18 protein-coding genes and 1 pseudogene are annotated in these 19,947 nt (G+C 65.8%); 10 read left to right on the top strand and 9 right to left on the bottom strand.

Going from position 1 to position 19,947, the window contains the following annotated elements; all coding sequences use genetic code 11:
• Positions 1-119: 119 nt before the first annotated feature.
• Positions 120-884: an SOS response-associated peptidase gene (locus AC5ZFO_RS27115; RefSeq protein ID WP_282521511.1), complete on the bottom strand. Its 765-nt coding sequence runs from the start codon at positions 882-884 to the stop codon at positions 120-122.
• Between the two features lie 63 nt (positions 885-947).
• On the opposite strand from AC5ZFO_RS27115, the gene AC5ZFO_RS27110 reads away from it, so the two are divergent.
• The 4 genes from AC5ZFO_RS27110 to AC5ZFO_RS27095 all read left to right on the top strand — a co-directional run bounded on the left by AC5ZFO_RS27110 (position 948) and on the right by AC5ZFO_RS27095 (position 2,882).
• Positions 948-1,448: a hypothetical protein gene (locus AC5ZFO_RS27110; protein ID WP_282521512.1), complete on the top strand. Its 501-nt coding sequence runs from the start codon at positions 948-950 to the stop codon at positions 1,446-1,448.
• A 30-nt stretch (positions 1,449-1,478) separates the two neighbouring features.
• Positions 1,479-1,913 (top strand): NUDIX hydrolase, encoded by a 435-nt coding sequence (locus AC5ZFO_RS27105; protein WP_282521513.1) that lies wholly within the window; start codon positions 1,479-1,481, stop codon positions 1,911-1,913.
• 47 nt (positions 1,914-1,960) lie between these two features.
• Complete coding sequence (locus AC5ZFO_RS27100) at positions 1,961-2,338, top strand: TIGR02301 family protein (protein ID WP_014497304.1); 378 nt, start codon at positions 1,961-1,963, stop codon at positions 2,336-2,338.
• A 277-nt stretch (positions 2,339-2,615) separates the two neighbouring features.
• Positions 2,616-2,882, top strand: coding sequence for a hypothetical protein (locus AC5ZFO_RS27095; protein ID WP_282521514.1), 267 nt, complete (start codon positions 2,616-2,618; stop codon positions 2,880-2,882).
• A gap of 196 nt (positions 2,883-3,078) precedes the next feature.
• On the opposite strand, the gene AC5ZFO_RS27090 is transcribed toward AC5ZFO_RS27095, so the two are convergent.
• From AC5ZFO_RS27090 to AC5ZFO_RS27070, 5 genes are all read right to left on the bottom strand, one after another.
• Positions 3,079-3,399, bottom strand: coding sequence for a cupredoxin domain-containing protein (locus AC5ZFO_RS27090; protein WP_282521515.1), 321 nt, complete (start codon positions 3,397-3,399; stop codon positions 3,079-3,081).
• Positions 3,400-3,409: 10 nt separating this feature from the next.
• Positions 3,410-3,943, bottom strand: coding sequence for a DUF4142 domain-containing protein (locus tag AC5ZFO_RS27085; RefSeq protein WP_282521516.1), 534 nt, complete (start codon positions 3,941-3,943; stop codon positions 3,410-3,412).
• Positions 3,944-4,031: 88 nt separating this feature from the next.
• Positions 4,032-4,721 (bottom strand): RNA polymerase sigma factor, encoded by a 690-nt coding sequence (locus AC5ZFO_RS27080; RefSeq protein WP_282521517.1) that lies wholly within the window; start codon positions 4,719-4,721, stop codon positions 4,032-4,034.
• Positions 4,722-4,987: 266 nt separating this feature from the next.
• Positions 4,988-5,857, bottom strand: coding sequence for a sulfurtransferase (locus AC5ZFO_RS27075; RefSeq protein ID WP_282521518.1), 870 nt, complete (start codon positions 5,855-5,857; stop codon positions 4,988-4,990).
• A gap of 168 nt (positions 5,858-6,025) precedes the next feature.
• On the bottom strand, positions 6,026-7,360 hold the full coding sequence (locus AC5ZFO_RS27070) for a dihydroorotase (RefSeq protein ID WP_282521519.1): 1,335 nt from the start codon (positions 7,358-7,360) through the stop codon (positions 6,026-6,028).
• Positions 7,361-7,461: 101 nt separating this feature from the next.
• Here AC5ZFO_RS27070 and ygfZ point away from each other — a divergent pair, with 101 nt between their 5' ends.
• The 6 genes from ygfZ to AC5ZFO_RS27040 all read left to right on the top strand — a co-directional run bounded on the left by ygfZ (position 7,462) and on the right by AC5ZFO_RS27040 (position 14,015).
• Positions 7,462-8,337, top strand: a complete 876-nt coding sequence (ygfZ, locus tag AC5ZFO_RS27065; RefSeq protein WP_496122818.1) for a CAF17-like 4Fe-4S cluster assembly/insertion protein YgfZ — start codon at positions 7,462-7,464, stop codon at positions 8,335-8,337.
• Positions 8,334-8,960, top strand: coding sequence for a DNA-3-methyladenine glycosylase I (locus tag AC5ZFO_RS27060; RefSeq protein WP_282521521.1), 627 nt, complete (start codon positions 8,334-8,336; stop codon positions 8,958-8,960). Before ygfZ ends, AC5ZFO_RS27060 begins: the two co-directional genes overlap by 4 nt.
• Positions 8,957-9,571: a YfbR-like 5'-deoxynucleotidase gene (locus AC5ZFO_RS27055; protein ID WP_282521522.1), complete on the top strand. Its 615-nt coding sequence runs from the start codon at positions 8,957-8,959 to the stop codon at positions 9,569-9,571. Before AC5ZFO_RS27060 ends, AC5ZFO_RS27055 begins: the two co-directional genes overlap by 4 nt.
• 177 nt (positions 9,572-9,748) lie before the next feature.
• On the top strand, positions 9,749-10,255 hold the full coding sequence (locus tag AC5ZFO_RS27050) for a tyrosine phosphatase family protein (RefSeq protein ID WP_282521523.1): 507 nt from the start codon (positions 9,749-9,751) through the stop codon (positions 10,253-10,255).
• 19 nt (positions 10,256-10,274) lie between these two features.
• A complete protein-coding gene (locus AC5ZFO_RS27045) occupies positions 10,275-11,243 on the top strand; it encodes an NUDIX hydrolase (RefSeq protein ID WP_282521524.1) in 969 nt (322 codons plus the stop codon).
• Positions 11,244-11,294: 51 nt separating this feature from the next.
• A complete protein-coding gene (locus tag AC5ZFO_RS27040) occupies positions 11,295-14,015 on the top strand; it encodes a DUF2339 domain-containing protein (protein ID WP_496122817.1) in 2,721 nt (906 codons plus the stop codon).
• A gap of 3 nt (positions 14,016-14,018) precedes the next feature.
• Here AC5ZFO_RS27040 and AC5ZFO_RS27035 read toward each other — a convergent pair whose 3' ends face one another.
• From AC5ZFO_RS27035 to AC5ZFO_RS27025, 3 genes and pseudogenes are all read right to left on the bottom strand, one after another.
• Complete coding sequence (locus AC5ZFO_RS27035) at positions 14,019-15,707, bottom strand: methyl-accepting chemotaxis protein (RefSeq protein ID WP_282521526.1); 1,689 nt, start codon at positions 15,705-15,707, stop codon at positions 14,019-14,021.
• Positions 15,708-15,991: 284 nt separating this feature from the next.
• Positions 15,992-17,960 (bottom strand): annotated as a pseudogene (locus AC5ZFO_RS27030) (methyl-accepting chemotaxis protein).
• A 204-nt stretch (positions 17,961-18,164) separates the two neighbouring features.
• The gene (locus AC5ZFO_RS27025) at positions 18,165-19,871 is read right to left on the bottom strand and encodes a methyl-accepting chemotaxis protein (RefSeq protein WP_496122816.1); all 1,707 of its coding nucleotides are present in this window, start codon (positions 19,869-19,871) and stop codon (positions 18,165-18,167) included.
• Positions 19,872-19,947 lie beyond the last annotated feature (76 nt).

Below are 19,947 nucleotides of genomic sequence, written 5' to 3'. Positions count from 1 at the left end.
CTACAAACTCCGCTGTCGTAGGGTGGGCAAAGCGAAGCGTGCCCACCATTGCTTATCGCGTAACCGGAGAGAAGGTGGGCACGGCGCTTTGCGCCTTTGCTCACCCTACGGCACCGCGGCTAGAACAACGACCCCTGCCCGTCATCTGACGAGCTAGCGGCAACTTTCCGGGCCGCCTTCTTCGGCTTCGCAGCCTCTGCCTCGGCCTCCATCTCCTCCACGCTGATCGGCAACACGAGCTGGTCGTCGTCATTGGCGACGCGGTTGACGCGGGTGGAGACCGGGTGCCAGGCGAATTCGCCGATGCGCGGGGCGGACATCAGCGGCAACACGGCGTCGACATCGTCGCCGCGACTGTCGAGCCAGCGCTCGAAATCGCGCGGGCTGATGGTGACGGGCACGCGGTCATGCAGGGCGGCGAGATCCTCGCCCGCCGCCGCCGTGACGATCGCGACGGTGTCGAGCTCCTCACCATTCGGCCCGACCCAGGTCTCGAATACCGCAGCAAAGCCGAGCGGCTGGCCATCGGCGCGGTGGATGAAGAAGGGCTGCTTGCGGCCGCCCTCTGCCTTCCATTCATAATAGCCGTCGGCCGGGATCAGGCCGCGGCGCCTCCGAATCGCGTTCTTGAAGGCGGGCTTTTCCAACACCGTCTCGGAGCGCGCGTTGATCAGGAGCGTAAATCCCTTGGGATCCTTGACCCAACTGGGCAACAATCCCCAGCGCATCAAGCGGAAATGGCGCGCGCCGTTCTCGAGCAGCACGACCGGAATCGGTTGTGTCGGCGCGACGTTGTACCGTGGCGGGAAATTCGGCTGCTCGATGTAGCCGAACAGTTGCCGTAAAGCCGCGGGGGCCGAAGTTATGACGAAGCGTCCACACATCCTTGGGTGCCTATATAGGGTCCGTTCAGGTCCTTTTAACCCCGAACGTTAACACTGCGGCAGATGAGCTCAACGGCCTCCAAACCCGCGCGGACACATGTACATACGGGACCCGAGGCCGCCGCCTGGGCCGAGCGGCTGCGCGTGGCCAATATCAACCCGCGAACCGGGCTTGCCACCGACTATCTCAACCATTTCAATGAAGCCGTGATGCTCCTGGAAATGGTCCCGGACATGCCGGAATGCGCCGAAGATTTTTTGACCTGGTCGCCGCTGTCCTATGCCGAACATTTCACCGCGTCGAATTTCAAGGCACGGGATCTGGCCATCGAAGCCTATGAGAAGGCCGATCCGAACGTGCGCGCCCAGTTCGACCACATCACTGATACCATGACCTCGATCCTGACAGCGGTCGGCTCGGCCATGCGCGAGGTCGAGAAGGACACGACCCGCGTCCGCCTCGCCGAGCAGGCCACGCTCTGGGTCAAGCCGCTGATCGCGGCCTGCGGCGGCATCATCAATGGCGGCGCGGAAGCCGACGTCGACACCATCATGGCGAATTGAGCCAAGGGTTGTTGAAGGGTTGTTGAAGATATGTCTGCGGTCATCCAGCCCACCCACCCCCAGATCGCAGTCAGCGCCGCCATCTTCCGCGACAGCAAGGTGCTTCTGACCCGCCGCGCCCGCTCGCCCGCCAAGGGGTTCTATTCGCTGCCGGGCGGCCGGGTCGAGTTCGGCGAATCGCTGCACCAGGCGCTGGCGCGCGAGGTCGACGAGGAGACCGGGCTCGCCATCGAGATCATTGGCCTCGCCGGCTGGCGCGAAGTGTTGCCGGCCGCAGCCGGCGCCGGCCATTACCTGATCATGTCCTTTGCCGCCCGCTGGGTGGCCAAGGAGCCGGCTCTCAACGACGAGCTCGACGATTACCGCTGGATCGCCCCCGACGCCCTGGCGAGCCTCGGCGACCTCAAGCTGACCGGGGGGCTGGAGGAGGTCATCCAGTCGGCCGCCCGGCTGATCGGGCCCTGACCGCCCCGTCTTGCGTCAGCCGCCCCGAGGGGGCATACACCCCGCCGATGTCCACGCGATTTCTGGCCATTTTTGCCCTGATTCTCGCCTGCGCCTCCGTGCCCACGAGGGCCCAGGACGTGGCGGCGCCGTTTGACGCCGATTTGCAGCGGCTGGCGGAGATTTTGGGTGGCCTGCATTACCTGCGCGGCATCTGCGGGTCCAACGAGGGCAACAAATGGCGCAACGAGATGCAGGCGCTGATCGATGCCGAAACCCCCTCGGGCGAGCGCCGCACCCGCATGATCGCCGGCTTCAACCGCGGCTATAACGGCTTCCAGCAGACCTACCGGAGCTGCACGCCGGCCGCGACGGTGGCGATCCGGCGCTATATCGAGGAAGGCTCGAAGATCTCGCGCGATCTCACGGCGCGTTACGCGAACTGAGCGCATCTCCTCATCCTGAGGAGCGCGCTCTTCGCGCGCGTCTCGAAGGATGCAAGGCCCCGCTGCCGCAGCACGGCCTCTATGGTTCGAGACGGCGCTAACGCGCCTCCTCACCATGAGGGTCGAACCTTCGAACGCGCATCCGGAACCCTGTCATCGACTTTGTTCACAGCCGTTAACCGTTCCTAAAGATGTGGCCTAGCGGGCGTTAATACGCGTGCTACACCTTTCGCACAGCGCATCGCCGTGGATCGCGCCCCAGCCCTGATCGAGTTTCATGAGCCATCCAGTGTCCTACGCCCCCGCACGCGCGCCGCTGCCCGATCACGAGCAGAAACAGGCCGCGCTGAGCTATCTCAACGAGGCCTGGGCCGAAGCGCGCCATGATGGCGTCGACGGCGACTGCCTGGCGCAGGCCAGCCTGTTTGCGGCATTCGCCGAACTCGTCGGCACCTACGGCGAGGATGCGGTGGCGAAATTCGTCGAGGGCTTTCCGGGCCGCATCCGCAACGGCGAATTCTCGGTCACTCTCGCAAGGCAGTAAGCTTCTTGCGAAAAATGACCCCGCCATACGGGCGGGGCCAGTCTACGGATGAATGACTTGGCGAACGGGATTTGGCGAACTGGTTCGCGAAGTCTGCCGCGTTTATCGCACGGAAGCCGCCTCCCCCGGACAAGCATTAGTCTCGCGATGACCGGGAGATATTCCCGCCACGATTGGGAATGCACTCCCTCCTCGTTCACGGCTCGACCTTGAGCGTCGCTTTCATGTTGGGATGATAGCGGCAGTAATAATCGACTGTTCCCGCCTTCTTCAGAACTGACATCACCGACTTCTTCGGTGGCAGCATCACGTCGAAATCGCCGCTCTTCGCCGTGGCGGTGTGCGCGAACACGTCCTTGTTGATCCATTCGATGGTGTCACCGACCTTCGCGGACGTTTCGGCCGGCGAGACCACGAGATTTTCCATTGTGATCTGAATGGTCGCGGCGCGCGCCGGGACGACGATCGACAGCAAGACGACCGCAAGCGCGATCGAAGCGAGGCGTCCCGGCTTCATCCCACACCCCCTATTTCAGCTCGGCCGCGACATGCTCGGCGTGCTGCTGATGGCCCTGAAAAATCTTCAGGCCGGTCTGCAACAGGCTCTTGAGCTCGGCATTGCCGGCGGACGGGATGAGCTGGGTTTCCAGCGCGCCGTTGACCGCCTTGTGGTAGGCGACCTCGTTCGCGACATAGGCCTTGTCGAAGGCCGCGCCGCTCAGCTTGTCGAGCTCCGCCAGCTTGTCGCCCGCCTGCTTCGACAGCGCCTTGCTGGTATCGTTGTCTTCAGGCATAACGTTCAGCTTCTTGACCAGCGCCAGCGCCTGCTTGTTGACCGCTTCGTGGTCGCGCAGCATGTCCTCGGCAAACGCCTTGACGTCCTTGTTCTTGGCCTTTTTCTGCGCCTGCTTGGCCGCATTGATGTCGATCACGCCCGCGGTGTAGGCGATGTGGGCGATCTGCGGATCGGTGGGCTTGTCGGCTGCGCTCGCGCCTTGCAGCAGCGCCGGGCTCGACAACAGAATTGCCGCGGCGATCGCCGTGCTCCATCGGGTGAACATGTTTGAAACTCCTGTGCTGCCGGACGGTTTGCCGGCGTTGCTTCACAGGCATTGGATGGGATTTTCGCGCAAACGTTCCCGAAAAACTTCAACCGCGGCTGCCGAGCCGCTTCAGCACCGATACGGTCAGCCGCTCGCAGCGCCACCCGGCGAACGGGAACGCATCCATCACCACCGGACCGATCTCCTTCTCGACGTTCTCGCGCAGCATGGTGCGCGCACGGTGCAGCCGCGTCTTCACGGTCTCGGGCTTGACGCCGAGCAGATCGGCGGTCTCCTCGATGTTCATCCCCTCCATGACGCGCGCGACGAAGACCATGCGGAACACATCCGGCAGTTCGTCGATTGCGCGTTCGACGACGCGCTGGATTTCACGTTGGGCCATGGTCCTTTCCGGATCGCCTTGGGGAGAAAAGGGAAATTTTATGATCTGCGCGTCGAGCGCCTCTTCCGGCAGCGCGCCGAGCTCGACATGCGGCTTGCGACTTCGCGCCCGGCCAAGCGCCTCGTTGATGGCAATGCGCGACAGCCAGGTCGATAGCCCGGACTCGCCGCGAAAGCCGTCAAGATGGGTAAAGGCCCGGACATAGGTTTCCTGCACCACGTCCTCGGCTTCGCTGTCGCTGCGCAGGATACCGCGCGCAAGACGGTAGAGCCTGCGGTTGTTGGCCTGCATGATCTCGCGCAGCGCGGCCTCGTCACGGCCCCGAGCGCGGTCGACCAGTTCGGCTTCCGATGCTCTGGCGCCGGCGGACAGGCCGGCTGCGGTCCGCTGCATGGTGGTCACCTGTTTGTTTCCGTTGCTCTCGGACATTGGATGCGGGGGCGGCGAAAAGGTTCCCAATTTTCTTACCCTCCCCTGGAGGGGTCCGAGACGAGCGTAGCTCGCTCGTGGGTCGCTTCGCATGGAGCAACGCGCAATGCGAAGCGGGGTGGGGTGATCTCTCCACACGGGCACCGCCAACGGCGAGAGACTGTCACCCCACCCCGCTCGCGCTACGCGCGATCGACCCTCCCCCTCCAGGGGAGGGTAAGCGAGTCCTCCTAGTCCGTCTCGATCGGCAGCGCCGGATCCCTCGCCCATTCACCCATCGAGGCGTCGTAGAGCGTCAGCTTGTCGTAGCCGAGCTGCGTCAGCATCAAGAGGTCGATCGTCGCCGAGATGCCGCCGCCGCAATAGCAGATCACATTCTTGTCGCGCGTAACGCCCTGGGCCGCGAATTTCGCTTCGGCATCGGCAAGACTCGTCAGCGTCTTGTCGGCATTGGCAAGCGTTGCCGCGGGCACGTTGACGCTGCCGGGCACGCGGCCGGGCCGGCCGTAGCGGCTCGGCTCGAGGCCTTGATGAAATTGCGGCCCGAGCGCGTTGACGATCACGGTCGCGGGATCGCCGATCCGCGCCTTCACGGTGGTCTTGTCGACGAAGAAGCCCGCGCGCGGCGCGGCCTTGAAGGTGGTCGCGGGATAGCCCTTCGGCGCGCCCGTCTCGACCGGCCGCCCCTCGTCCTTCCATTTGTCAAACCCGCCGTCGAGGACCTGCGCATCGACGCCGAGCGAGCGCAGCATCCACCAGAACCGTGTCGACCACATCATCGTGCCGATGCTGTAGAGCACGATGGTCTTGGATGCGTCAGCGCCGTGGCGGCCGAATGCGGCCTCTAGCTGGGGCACGCCAGCCATCATGAAGAGCTGTTGCGCGGAGGTGTCGGAGAACTCGCCTTGCAGGTCGAGGAAATCCGCGCCGGGGATGTGGCCGGCCGCGAACGTCTTGTCGCCAGGCACCGCGCGATAGGGCACGTCGCTGCCCGGCGGCACCGGCTCGTTGTAGGTCGTGCAGTCGTAGAGGCGGAGGTTGGGATTGCCGAGGATGGCGGCGAGCTGCGTGGTGGTGATGAGGGCGGTTGGTTGGGACATTGCTCTCTCCCAATTTGAGCCTACGCTTCCTGGCACTCTGTCATTGCCCGCGAAGGCGGGCAATCCAGTATTCCGGAGGCGGCAGTGATCGAACCGAGAAGCCGCGGCGTACTGGATGCCCCGCCTCCGCGGGGCATGACGGCGGAGCGAGAAGCGGGACCGCGCCCTCTACTGCTTCAGCGTCTCCAGAAACCGCACCGGCTCGCCCTGCGACGGCGTCACGATCTCGCCCTGCCACATCACGCGGCGGCCGCGGATGAAGGTGCCGACGGGCCAGCCGGTGACGCGGACGCCATCATAGGGCGTCCAGCCGGCTTTGGACGCGACCCATTTGTTGGTGATGGTCTCGCTGCGCTTCAAGTCGACGACCGTGAAGTCGGCGTCGTAGCCTGCGGCAATACGGCCCTTGCAGGCCATGTTGTAGAGGCGCGCCGGGCCGGCGCTAGTGAGATCGACGAAGCGCGCCAGCGACAAGCGGCCCGCATTGACGTGGTCAAGCATGAGCGGCACCAGCGTTTGCACGCCGGTCATGCCGGAGGGCGATGCCGGATAGGTCTTCGACTTCTCTTCCAGCGTATGCGGGGCATGGTCGGAGCCGAGCACGTCGATGATGCCCTGCTCGATGCCACGCCAGATGCCGGCGCGGTGATCGGCCCCGCGCACCGGCGGGTTCATCTGCGCCAGGGTGCCGAGCCGCTCGTAGCATTCGGGCGCGACCAGCGTCAGATGATGCGGCGTCGCCTCGCAGGAAGCGACGTCCTTGTGGTCGCGCAGGAACTCGATCTCTTCCTTGGTCGAGATGTGCAGCACGTGGATGCGCTTGCCGGTCTCGTGCGCGAGCTTGACCAGCCGCTGCGTCGCCATCAGCGCGGCGGTCTCGTCGCGCCAGACCGGATGCGAACGCGGGTCACCCTCGATGCGCAGCGACTTGCGATCGTTGAGGCGGTATTCGTCTTCGGCGTGGAAGGCGGCGCGGCGGCGGATCACCTGGAAGATGCGGCGCAGGCTCTCGTCGTCCTCCACCAGCAGCGCGCCGGTCGACGAGCCGATGAACACCTTGACGCCCGCGCAGCCGGGCGCGCGCTCCAGCACCGGCAGATCCTGCACGTTCTCGCGGGTGCCGCCGATGAAGAAGGCGAAATCGCAATGCATGCGATGATGGGCACGCTTCACCTTGTCGGTGAAGGTGGCCTCCGTCACGGTCAATGGAGATGTGTTCGGCATCTCGAACACGGCGGTGACGCCGCCCATCACAGCGCTGCGCGACCCCGTCTCGAGGTCTTCCTTCTGCTCCAGCCCGGGCTCGCGGAAATGCACCTGGGTGTCCATCACGCCGGGCAGGATGTGGAGGCCCTTGCAGTCGATCATTTCAGCAGCGGAGGCCTGCGACAGCGGGCCCAGCTCCGCGATGCGGCCGTTGGTGATGCCGATATCGCGAACACCCTCGCCGTCCTGGTTGACGACGGTGCCGCCTTTGAGGATCACATCGAAGCGCTGAGTCATGGCTGAAGGCCTCTCTCATCCCCAAGCGCGGGGCTTGAGGTCTTGTCGTTTATGCCTTGCGGGCTTACGTTCCGGAGCAACATGTCGCAAGAGATTTTCACATGAAATCAGCGTTTCTTCCCGACCGGAGCGTGGTCAAGGTCGCGGGTGAGGACGCGCGCAACTTCCTCAACGGCCTGATCACGACCGATCTCGACAGGCTGAAGCCGGGCCTGGGGCGATTCGGTGCGCTGCTGACGCCGCAGGGCAAGATCATCGTGGATTTCCTGATCACCGAGGTGCCGGCAGGCCATGGCGGCGGGTTCCTGATCGACTGTCCGAAGGCGCTGGCCGAGGGCCTCGCCACCAAGCTGAAATTCTACAAGCTGCGCGCCAAGGTCACGGTGGAAAACCTTGACCTCGGTGTGCTCGCGGCCTGGGACGGCCAGCTTGCGGCGCAGCCGGACCTTGCCTTCGCCGATCCGCGCAATGATGCGCTCGGCACTCGCATCCTGATCCCCGAAGATCTCAAGCAGAAGCTGTCCGATCTCATCGGCGCCGAGCTGGTCGACGCCGATGACTATGAGGCGCACCGCATCGCGCTCGGCGTGCCGCGCGGCGGGCTCGATTTCATGTACAGCGATGCGTTCCCGCACGAGACCAACATGGACCGCCTTGCCGGCGTCGATTTCGACAAGGGCTGCTATGTCGGCCAGGAGGTCGTCTCGCGCATGCAGCATCGCGGCACCGCGCGCACCCGCAGCGTCAAGGTGCTGCTCGATGACCTCTCGCCGGAGGCCGGCGTCAGTGTTATGGCGGGTGACAAGCCGGTCGGCACGATGGGCTCGTCCGCGCAAGGCAAAGGCATCGCGCTGGTGCGTATCGACCGCGTTGCGGACGCGCTCGATGCCGGCCAGCCGCTCACCGCCGGCGGCCTCGCCGTGAGGCTCGCCGAACCCGACGTCGTCCGCATTCCCCTGAAGCAGCCCATCGCATGAGCCGAGCCCCCCGCCTGCATCCCGACGGAAAGACCCGCTGCCCCTGGCCCGGCGAAGACCCGCTCTATGTCGCCTATCACGACACCGAATGGGGCGTGCCGGAATATGACGACCGTGCGCTCTATGAAAAGCTGATTCTCGATGGCTTCCAGGCCGGCCTTTCCTGGATCACGATCCTGCGCAAGCGGGACAATTTCCGCAAAGCCTTCGATGATTTTCAGCCGGAGAAGATTGCCCGCTACAACGACAAGAAGGTGCACGCGCTGATGAACGATGCCGGCATCGTGCGCAACCGCGCCAAGATCGACGGCGCGATCCTGAGTGCGAAATCGTATCTTGACATCATGGAGAAGGGCCCGGGCTTCTCGAAGCTGTTGTGGGACTTCATGGGCGGACAGCCCAAGGTCAACAATTTCAAGACCACCGCGAGCGTGCCGGCCTCGACGCCGCTGTCGATGCAGATCTCCAAGGAACTGTCCTCGCGCGGTTTCAAATTTGTCGGCCCGACCATCGTCTACGCCTTCATGGAGGCGACCGGCATGGTCAACGACCATCTCGTCGACTGCCATTGTCACGCGAGCTGCGGCAAGACGCAGCGCAAGCCGCGCCTCAAGGCCAAATGACCGCGAAGAAAACGGCACGCGACGTGGCATCCCGCGCCTGGCAGCGCATGCTGTCGGGCCGGCGGCTCGATCTGCTCGATCCCTCTCCGCTCGATGTCGAGATCGCCGACATCGCCCATGGGCTGGCGCGCGTGGCGCGCTGGAACGGGCAGACCACCGGCGCGCACATCTTCTCGGTCGCGCAGCACACGCTTCTGGTGGAGACCGTGATGCGGCACGAGATGCCGCGCGTCGACGAGCGCATGCGGCTGGCCGCGCTGCTGCACGATGCGCCGGAATACGTGATCGGCGACATGATCTCACCCTTCAAAGCCGTGCTCGACGGCCACTACAAGGCGGTGGAGAAGCGCCTGCTCGGTGCCATCCACATCCGCTTCGGCCTGCCGCCGGCGCTGCCCGAGGAGATTACGCAAGCCATCAAGGCCGCCGATCGCGGTGCGGCATATCTGGAGGCAACCGAGCTCGCCGGCTTCAGCGAAACCGAGGCGAAGCGCCTGTTCGGCAGGGACCCCGGCCTCTCCGACAGCGTCCGCCGCGACTACCTCACGCCCTGGACCGCGGCGCGGGCCGAGAAGCAGTTTCTGGAGCGGTTCAACGCGGTGTTCGCGTAGCATCATCCCTTCGTAGGGTGGGCAAAGCGACTTGTCCGCCGTAGCTCGTAGAGCGAAGGTGGAAGCGTGCCCACCAAACTAGCCGAGACGTGCGCGGTGCGAAACGGTGGGCACGGCGCGATGCGCCTTTGCCCACCCTACGAGCGCTCGCTATAATTGCCGCCAAAAAGGTCCGCCATGATCCACGTCTGTTCCCTCGCCGCCCTTCCCGAAACCGTCCGCCTCACCAGGGCCAGCCATGTGCTGACCGTCATGGCCAATGTCGAGCAGGTGGCACGTCCGGTGTCGGTGCTGCCGGCCAATCATCTCAAGGTGTCGATGGACGACATCACCGAGGAGATGGACGGGTTTGTCGCGCCTTCCGAGGCGCACATCGACCAGGTGCTGAATTTCGTGCGCGGCTGGGACCGAAGCGCGCCGCTGGTGGTGCATTGCTATGCCGGCATTAGCCGCTCCACTGCGAGCGCGTTCGCGGCCGTCTGCGCCCTCAATCCGGATCGCGACGAGATCGAGATCGCCAGGAAGATTCGCGCGGCTTCCCCGATCGCCTCGCCGAACCGCCGCATCGTCGGCCTCGCCGATCGCGCGCTCGGGCGCAACGGCCGCATGCTGCGCGCGCTCGACGAGATGGGCCCGGGCGCCATGATGGTCGAAGGCCGCCCCTTCGTGATCGAGCTCGAATGACAACTGCGACATCAGCCGCATGAGCGACACGCAGCTGACGCCGATCGAGATCGGCCTGACCGCGGCGATCGTCGCGATCGAGGACCATGAGCCGCTGATCCTCACCGCACGCGGCGGCGACGGATTAGGCGGCCTGCCGTTCGGGACGTTCGATGCGCTGAGCCATCGCACCTTCGAGATCGGCCTGCGCGCCTGGGTCGAGGCGCAGGCGGGCTTGCGGCTCGGCTATGTCGAGCAGCTCTACACCTTCGGCGATCGCGGCCGTCATGCGGAGGCCGGCGACACCGGTGCGCATATGGTGTCGATCGGCTATCTCGCGCTGACGCGCGCGGTGGGCGGCGAGCTCGCAGCGACCGGCGCGAGCTTCGAACCGTGGTATCGCTTCCTCCCTTGGGAAGACTGGCGCGAGGAGCCGCCCGCGATCATCGCTCGTGACATCATTCCGGCGCTGACGCTATGGGCCGAGGAGGAGACGCCGGAGACCACACGCGCGCTGCCGCGCCGGGATCGCGTGCGGTTCTATTTCGGTCTCGACGGCGCGCCCTGGGACGAGGAGCGCGTGCTCGACCGCTACGAGCTCTTGTACGAGGCCGGGCTGATCGAGGAGGCGCGGCGCGACGGCCGTCCTGCGGCATTGGCGCGCAAGGAGCTTCCCGCGCTCGGCACCTCCATGCGATTCGATCACCGCCGGATTCTCGCGACAGCGATCGCGCGGCTGCGTGCAAAACTGAAGTATCGTCCTGTGGTGTTTGAACTTTTGCCCGCCGAGTTCACACTCACTGAATTGCAGTACACGGTGGAGGCGATCTCCGGCCGGCACCTGCACAAGCAAAATTTCCGCCGCCTGGTCGAAACCGAAGCCCTGGTCGAACCGACCGGGGTGATGTCGACACAGACCGGTGGACGGCCGGCGGCGCTCTACCGCTTCCGCCGCGACGTGCTCCAGGAACGACCCGCGCCGGGCTTGCGCGTACGCTCCCGGCGCTAGATCCTAGGATTTGCGTGACCGGCCCCTGCCCGCCGGTTGCCTGGAGGCTTCATGTTCGACGGCCCGTTTGACGTCTTTGCGCTGATCATTGCGATCATCGCTGTCCTGATCGCGATCAAGGCCTCCAGCCAGGCGGCCGAGCTGCGCCGCCGGCTGGCCTCGCTCGAAGAGATGTTTTACGCGCAGCGGCAGGTGCAGCCGCCGCCGCTGATGCCCGCGCAGGTGCAGCCCGAAGCGCCCGCGACGATGGCCGCCGAGCCGCCGCCGCTCGCGCCCGAAGCCGAGGTAGCGCCGCCTCCGCTCGTCACCGAAGAAGCTTCACCGCCGCCGCTCGCAGCGAACACCGTGGCCGATACGCCGCCGCCCCTGCCCGCGCCGGCACCTGATATTAGAGAGCCTGGCTTCGAGGAGCGGCTTGGCACGCGCTGGGTGGTCTGGATCGGCGGCCTTGCGCTCGCGCTCGGCGGCTTCTTCATGGTGCGCTATTCGATCGAAGCGGGCCTCGTCGGCCCCGGCGTGCGCGTGTTCCTCGGCGGGCTGTTCGCAACCGCGCTGCTGGGCGCCGGCGAATGGTCGCGGCGCAAGGAGAGCATCTCCAACATCGCAGCGCTGCCGATCGCCAACATCCCCGCGATCCTCACCGCGGCCGGAACGGCGGTGGCGTTCGCGACCATCTACGCAGCCTATGCGCTCTATGGCTTCCTCGTGCCCGCCACCGCTTTCGTGCTGCTCGGCATCGTTGCGATGGGCACGCTCGCCGCGGCACTGTTGCATGGGCCCGCACTCGCGGGCCTCGGCGTGGTCGGCGCGTTCGTGACGCCGAACCTCGTCTCCAGCGGCAAGCCGGATTATTGGGCGCTCTATATCTATCTTGCGATCGTCACCGCCGCGAGCTTCGGCCTCGCGCGCATCCGGCTGTGGCGCTGGCTGGCGGTCACGACCATCGCCTTCGCCGTACTCTGGATCTTCCCGGGGCTCGACACCAGCGAGCTGCAGGTCGCGCCGCACGCCTTCCATGTCATCGCGGGCTTCGTGCTCGCCGCCCTCCTCGTCGTCTGCGGCTTCATGTTCGGTCCGACATTCGAGGATGGTGAGATCGAGCCGGTGTCGTCGAGCTCGCTTGGCGCCTATCTGTTCGGCGCGATGCTGATCGTGCTGTCGAGCGCGCATGCGGACCTTGCGCTGATCGCCTTCACGCTTCTCGTCGGTGCGACGCTATTCGTCGCATGGCGCGCGCCGGCGGCAACGGGCGCGCTGGGCGCGGCCGCAGCGACCGTCTTCATCGTGTTCGCCGAATGGGCGGTGCGCGCCAATCCTGATATGCTGGTGCTGCCGGGCGGCCCGATGCCCGGCGTTGGACCGGTCGCCACCGACAGCTCGGTGACGCTGCATCTGGTGATGGCCGCAATCTTCGCTGCCGGCTTCGGCATCGCAGGCTTTCTCGCGCAGGGTCGCTCGAACTCGGCGGTCATTCCGGTGGTGTGGTCGGCGGCAGCCGTTGCGACGCCGATCGCGATCCTCGTTGCGCTCTACGCGCGCATTGCCCATCTCGACCGCTCGATCCCGTTTGCGATCCTCGCGGTGCTGCTCGCCGCCGCCTTTGGCGCTGCGACCGAAGCGCTGGCGCGCCGCGAAGATCGGCCGGACGCTGCGACCTCCGTCGCGCTGTTCGCGACCGGCACGCTCGGCGCGCTGGCGCTGGCGCTGACCTTCGCCCTCGAAAAGGGCTGGCTCACCATCGCGCTGGCGCTGATGTCGCTCGGCACGGCCTGGATCTCGCTGCAGCGTCCGATCCCGGTCCTGCGCCGGCTCGCCGCCATCTTTGCCGCGATCGTTACCGCGCGCATCGGTTATGATCCGCGCATCGTCGGCGATGCCGTCGGCACCACGCCGATCTTCAACTGGCTGTTGTGGGGCTACGGCCTGCCGGCGGCCTCGTTCTGGGGCGCGAGCATCTTCCTGCGCCGCCGCGGCGACGATGCGCCGCTGCGCATCGTGGAGACCGCGGCGATCCTGTTCACCGCGCTGCTGGCCTTCATGGAGATCCGGCATCTTGCCACCGGCGGGCGCATGACGTCGCCGCCCTCGCTGCTCGAATTTGCCCTGCAAGTCTGCGTCGCGCTCGCCATGGCGATCGGGCTGGAGCGGCTGCGGCTGAGGAGCCACAGCATCGTTCACAACGTCGGCGCCATCGCGCTCACCGCGATCGCCGGGCTCATCAGCGTCTTCGGCCTGCTGATCCTGGAGAATCCGTGGCTGCTCTCCAGCGTCGATGTCGGCGGTCTCGTCTTCAACCTGTTGCTGCTCGGCTACGCTCTCCCGGCGGTGCTGATGCTGCTGCTGTCCTATGCTGTGGCCGGACATCGCCCAGTCGCCTATGCGAACACGATTGCCGGCGGTGCGCTGGTGTTCGCGCTGACCTATGTGACGCTGGAGATCCGCCGCTTCTATCACGGCCCGGTCCTGCTCTACGGCGCCACCACGGGCGCGGAGCAATACACCTATTCGATCGGCTGGCTCGCCTTCGGCGTGGTGCTGCTCGGCGTCGGCATTCTCGTCAACTCCGAGCGGGCACGGCTGGCGTCGGCCGCGGTGATCGCGCTGACGATCCTGAAGGCCTTCGTGATCGACATGTCGACGCTGACAGGCGTCTACCGCGCGCTGTCGTTCATGTGCCTCGGCATCGTGCTGGTCGCGATCGGCTGGCTCTACCAGCGCATCCTGTTCCGGCGGCAGGTCGCACCGCCGCCGGCTCCGCAGGCGAGCACTTGAGGATCAGGCCGCGCGGACCGACTCCAGGAACTGCGCGACCTCGACTTTGAGCCGCGTGCTGTCGGTCGCGAGCGATTTCGCCGCCGACAGCACCTCCGTCGACGCCGAGCCGGTCTCGATCGCACCACGCTGCACGTCCGTGATGTTCATCGAGACCTCCTGCGTACCGACCGAAGCCTGCTGCACGTTGCGCGAGATCTCCTGCGTGGCCGCGCCCTGTTCCTCGACGGCGGCTGCGATGGCCGCCGCCACCTCGGACAGCCGCTCGATGGTGCCGCCGATTTCCTGGATGGCGCTGACGGATTCCTGCGTCGCGGCCTGGATCCCGGAGACTTGCGCCCCGATCTCGCCGGTCGCTCTCGCGGTCTGCTCGGCCAGCGCCTTGACCTCGGAGGCGACGACCGCGAAGCCGCGGCCGGCTTCACCGGCACGCGCCGCCTCGATGGTGGCGTTGAGCGCCAGCAGGTTGGTCTGACCGGCGATGGTGTTGATCAGCTCGACCACGTCGCCGATGCGGGATGCCGCCTGCGACAGCGCGTTGACGCGGTCGTTGGTCCGCGTGGCCTGCTCGACGGCCTCCGCGGCCATCCGCGCCGAATCCTGCACGCGGCGGCTGATCTCGGTGATGGAGGACGACAGCTCCTCCGATGCGGACGCAACCGCCTGGACGTTGGTGGAGGCTTCCTCGGACGCCGCGGCGACCACGGTCGCGAGTTCCTGCCCGCGCTGCGCGGTGCTGCTCAGCGTGGTCGCGGAGGCCTCGAGCTCGGTCGAGGCCGACGACACGGTGCCGACGACCTCGCCGATCATGGCCTCGAACTTGCGGGTGATGGCGTCGACGCGGCGGCCGCGTTCGATCTTGGTCTCGGCGTCGGCCGCAGCGACTTCGTCGGCGGCCTTCTTGGCGATCAACGCCTCCTTGAAGATCTGGAGCGCATCCGCCATCGAGCCGATCTCGGTCTTCTCGCCGCGATGTGGCACCTCGGCGGAGAGGTCGCCTTCGCCGAGCGACTGCATCGGATGGATGATCGAGGCAATCCCGCGAGAAACGTCACGCACGAGATAATAGGCGGCACCGATCGCGATCACGACCGAGAACACGATGATGCCGACCAGCACGCGGAAGATCGTGGCGTAGCTGTCGGCCGCCTGCTTCGTCTCCAGCTCGGCGCCCCGGTTGTTCATCTCGATGCCCTTCTGGAGCAGCGGGTCGGCGGCCTGGGCCATCTTCGCGACCTTGGTCTGCAACAGCTCGTTGGCATCGGTCGGGAAGCGACCGACGCCCTTGCGCGACAGCGCCATAACGTCCTGCACCCCGTTCAGGTACTCGGCCCACGCCTTGCTCCACTGCTCATAGAGCGAACGCTCCTCGGCCGAGGTGATCAGCGGCTCGTAGACCTTGCGGGTCTGGTCGATGCGCGCCTGCAGCGAGGCGAGGCGCTTCTCGGCGGCTTCCTTGCCCTCGGCGGTGTCCTGCATCAGGTGCAGGCGCAGCGCGACGCGCAGCTCGTTGATATCGGCGCGAAGCGAGCCGAGCGCACGCACGCTCGGCAGCCAGCTCTCCGCGATCTCGACGGTATGGGAATTGATACTCTGCATGGTGCCGATCGCCATCACGCCGACGCCGGCGAGCGACAGCACGAGGACCGACAACACGGTCAGAAGCTTGAACACGATCGACAACTTCGACATCACAGCAAATCCCGATGAGACCTAGCAACGCGCAAATCACCTGCGCCGCCATCGTCACGACGGACGACAGGGCGGAAGTCAGTTCAACAATGCTGGCTGATTTTTATCCCGTAAGATTGCGCTCATAGTTGCAAACAGGCGTTAACAGGAACCTACGTGGAACTACGGAATTCGCTGTCGCCGCCGTCATATGTTCCGCAATTATTGGTTGCAGTGCAGCAGACATCGCGCGACGCCACACTGGCGCACCGCGATGCGCGGCTCGAACGGAGCAACTGACGACCTCACGCCGCCCGCACCGACTCCAGGAAGCGCGCGACCTCGCTCTTCAGCCGGTTGCTCTCCTGAGAGAGCGATTGCGCCGCTGAATGCACCTGGGCCGACGCAGCCCCGGTCTCGCCTGCGCCGCGCTGGACGTTGCCGATATTGGCGGAGACTTCCGAGGTGCCGTGCGCGGCATGCTGGATGTTGCGGGAGATCTCCTGCGTCGCGGCGCCCTGCTCCTCCACCGCCGCGGCGATGGCCGAGGATATTTCCGACATCCGCGCGATGGTGTCGCCGATCTCCTTGATTGCGCCGGCCGAATCCTGCGTCGCGGTCTGGATCGCGGCGATGTGCTGGCTGATCTCGCCCGTGGCCTTCGCGGTCTGCTCGGCGAGCGCCTTCACTTCGGTCGCGACCACCGCAAAGCCCTTGCCGGCTTCGCCCGCCCGCGCTGCCTCGATCGTGGCATTCAGCGCCAGCAGATTGGTCTGGCTGGCGATGGTGTTAATCAGCTCGACCACGTCGCCGATGCGGCCTGCCGCCTTGGTCAGCTCGGCGACGCGCGCGTTGGTGCGCTGGGCCTGCTCCACCGCGACGTCGGCGACGCGGGCCGATTCCTGCACCTGACGGCTGATCTCCGAGATCGATGTGGTCATCTCCTCGCTCGCGGACGACACCGATTGCACGTTCGCGGACGCCTCTGGAGGCTGCGGCCACCGCCGTGGCAAGCCCGTTACCGCGCTCCGCGGCCTGCGTCAGCGTGTTGGAGGACGCCTCGAGCTCGGTTGCCGCCGACGACACCGTGTCGATGATCTCGCCGACCGCGCCTTCAAACCCGTCGGCGAGGCGGTGCATGTCCGCCTTGCGCCGTTCGCGCCCGCGCGTGTCAGCTTCGGCCTGCTCCGCACCCAGCCGCTCGGCCTCCGCCATGTTGGTCCTGAACACCTCGACCGCGCCGGCCATCTCGCCGATCTCGTCCTTGCGCCCGACGCCGGGGACGGAGATTGAAAGCTCGCCACGCGCCAGCCGCGTCATCGCGCCGACCATGCCGGACAGCGCCTTCGAGATCGAGCGCCCGAGGACAAAGCCGACCACGGCGAGCACGACGACGGTGAACGCGAAGGCGATCATCATCCACATGCGCACGGCATCGCGCGTTGCGGCCTCCGCGGCGTCAGCCTGCCTGTACATGGCGTCGACCGCGGCCCGCACCTCGACCATGGAGGGCTCGAGTTCGCGGAATGTCTTCATCATGCTGGCGTCCAGCGCGGCGCTCTGCTGCGCGGTCTCGGCCCAGGCCGCGAACTCGGACTGGTATTTCTGGAGCTTGGCCGTGATGTCGTTCATCACCGCCGTCGGGACTGCGACCACCTCGATCGCCTTGGAGAATTCGACCCCGGCCTTCTTCACTTCGGCAATGTATTTGGGGTCGCGCCGCAGCATGAAGTCCTTCTCGTGCCGGCGCATCATCAGCATCCAGCTCGTCGTCCTGGGATCGTCGATCTCCTTGAGCTTCACCTCGATGTCGTGCACGGCGGCGCGGAGCGAGCCGGACAGGCCAAGCGTCTCATTCAGCCCGAGTCTGGTCTCGGCCACGACGAGCGCCTTGAAATCCTCGGCATAGCGTTTGAAGCCGTCATGTGCCTGCCTGGTCTTGTCGGACAGCGCGCTCATGCCGCCGGCCGCCATCAACCGCTCGACCTCGTCGAAATCGCGGTTGATCGGTGCCATCAGCTCGGCATGGGCCTTGGCGTAGCTTTCGTTGCGGCGCTGCTGAAAATTCTTCTCGTTGCGGCGCGCCTCCAGCATCTCGATCGTGAGCTGATTGTTGAGGTCAGCGATCGCGCGCGCGCGGTTGGCAACGGTGCGGGAGGCGTCCTGGGAGAGGCTGCCGATCTCGTAGATCGCGCCGAAGACGACGAGACCGACAAGGCCGAAGAGTCCGATCGCCATGACCTTGTGGGTGAGGCGAATGGAAAGGCCGCTCATTGAATGTGCTCCGATACGTTCGATACGCAATAGAGGGAGGGCGACTCGGCATCCGAATATTGCGAGATCATGACTGCATCGGTTTTCCGGAAGGTTAACCGTGCAGACCTTCTCACCGCGGCATCGGCTGCGGACGCATGCGAACCGCGACGCGTCCTCGCGAGGCGGTTGCAATCGGCGGATGATGGGTGAGGACGGCCGCCCTCAGGCGGCGCGCACCGTGGTGAGGAACTTGCCGACCTCGAGCTTGAGGCGATTGCCGTCGCCGGACAGCGACTGCGCAGCCGAAAGCACCTGCGACGACGCCGAGCCGGTCTCGCTCGCGCCGCGTTGCACGTCGGTGATGTTGGACGACACTTGATGGGTGCCTTCCGCCGCCTGCGCGACGTTGCGGGAGATCTCCTGCGTCGCCGCGCCCTGCTCCTCCACCGCTGCCGCGATCGCCGAAGAGATCTCCGACAGCCGTTCGATGGTGTCGCTGATGTCCTTGATGGCGCCGACCGAGTCCTGGGTAGCAGACTGGATGCCGGAAATCTGCTGGCCGATCTCGCCGGTCGCTTTGGCGGTCTGCTCGGCAAGCGCCTTGACTTCGGAAGCGACGACGGCGAAGCCACGGCCGGCTTCACCTGCACGCGCAGCCTCGATCGTGGCATTGAGCGCCAGCAGATTGGTCTGGCCGGCGATGGTGTTGATCAACTCGACGACGTCGCCGATCCGCGTTGCCGCCTTCGACAATTCGCTGACACGTTCGGTCGTGGTGCGGGCCTGGCCGACCGCCTCGCCGGCGACGCGCGCGGATTCCTGCACCTGGCGGCTGATCTCGGTGATCGAGGACGACAGCTCCTCGGTCGCCGAGGCCACCGACTGCACGTTGGTGGAGGCTTCCTCAGAGGCCGAAGCGACCACGGTCGCAAGTTGCTGCGCGTGCTCCGCGGTCGCGGTCAGCGTCGTCGCGGAAGCCTCGAGCTCGGTCGAGGCCGAGCTCACGGTCTCGATCACCTCGCCGACGGCGGTTTCAAACTGGTCGGCAAGCCGGAGCATGTCCTGGCGACGCTGCGCCGCGCTGCGCTGCTCCATCTCCTTCTGCTCGGCTTCCATCCGGATCTTGGCAAGGCCGTTCTCCCGGAACACTTCCGCGGTCTTGGCGACTTCGCCGACCTCGTCCTTGCGATCGAGGCCGGCGATCTCGACCTGATAGCGGCCGACGGCAAGCTCCTGGAGCACACCGACGATCATGCGGATCGGCCGCGCGATGCCGTACTGACCGATGATGAAGCCCAACGCGCCGCCGATGATGACACCGAGGCCTGCGAGGATGATCAGGAAGCGTGACGTCGATTCGTACTGCTCGCGTGCTTCCTTGCTCTTCTCCTCGACGCGCGCATTCAGCCGATCGGCGAGTTCGCGCATCTTGCCTTGAAGGTTCTCCGCAGCGGTCCTGCTCTTCATCGCGGTGTCGCGCAGCTTGTCGGCGCTGTCGCTGAGCTTCGCCGACTTCTCGGCATCGACGGCCGCGAGCGTCGTGTCCATCTGGCTCTTGTAGGCCGAGAACGCCTCGCGCACGCCCGGGAGCAGCGTCTTGGCCTTCTCGTCCGGGGTCTGGCTGACCTCGTCGAAACGTTCCTGATACTGCTTGAGCTGGGCGTTGATGACATCACGCGCGGCCAGGCGATTGTCGTCACGCGGATCGAGCGCACTGCGGAATTCAGCGCGGTTCAGCGCGATGACGTTCTGGTTGGCGCGCGCCGCGAGCAGGGCCCGCTTGGCCGCGGTCGACATCACGTCGGCCTTTTCGCTGAGATCGCTGAGAGCGGAGACACCAAGCCAGGCGATCGCGGCACCGATCCCGCACAGCAGGACGACGATCCCGAGGATCTTGCTCAGGATGCGGAAGCGGCCAAGAAAATGCATGACGGGAACCCTTCATGGACATTGCCGCTCAAGCGGCTGAATTCCCATGAATTTCGCCCAAAACCATTCCGCTTCC

This window comes from Bradyrhizobium sp. Unk1 (assembly GCF_059512345.1).
Note: the sequence above shows the minus strand (reverse complement) of the source record. Positions and strands in the feature narration are given on the sequence as shown.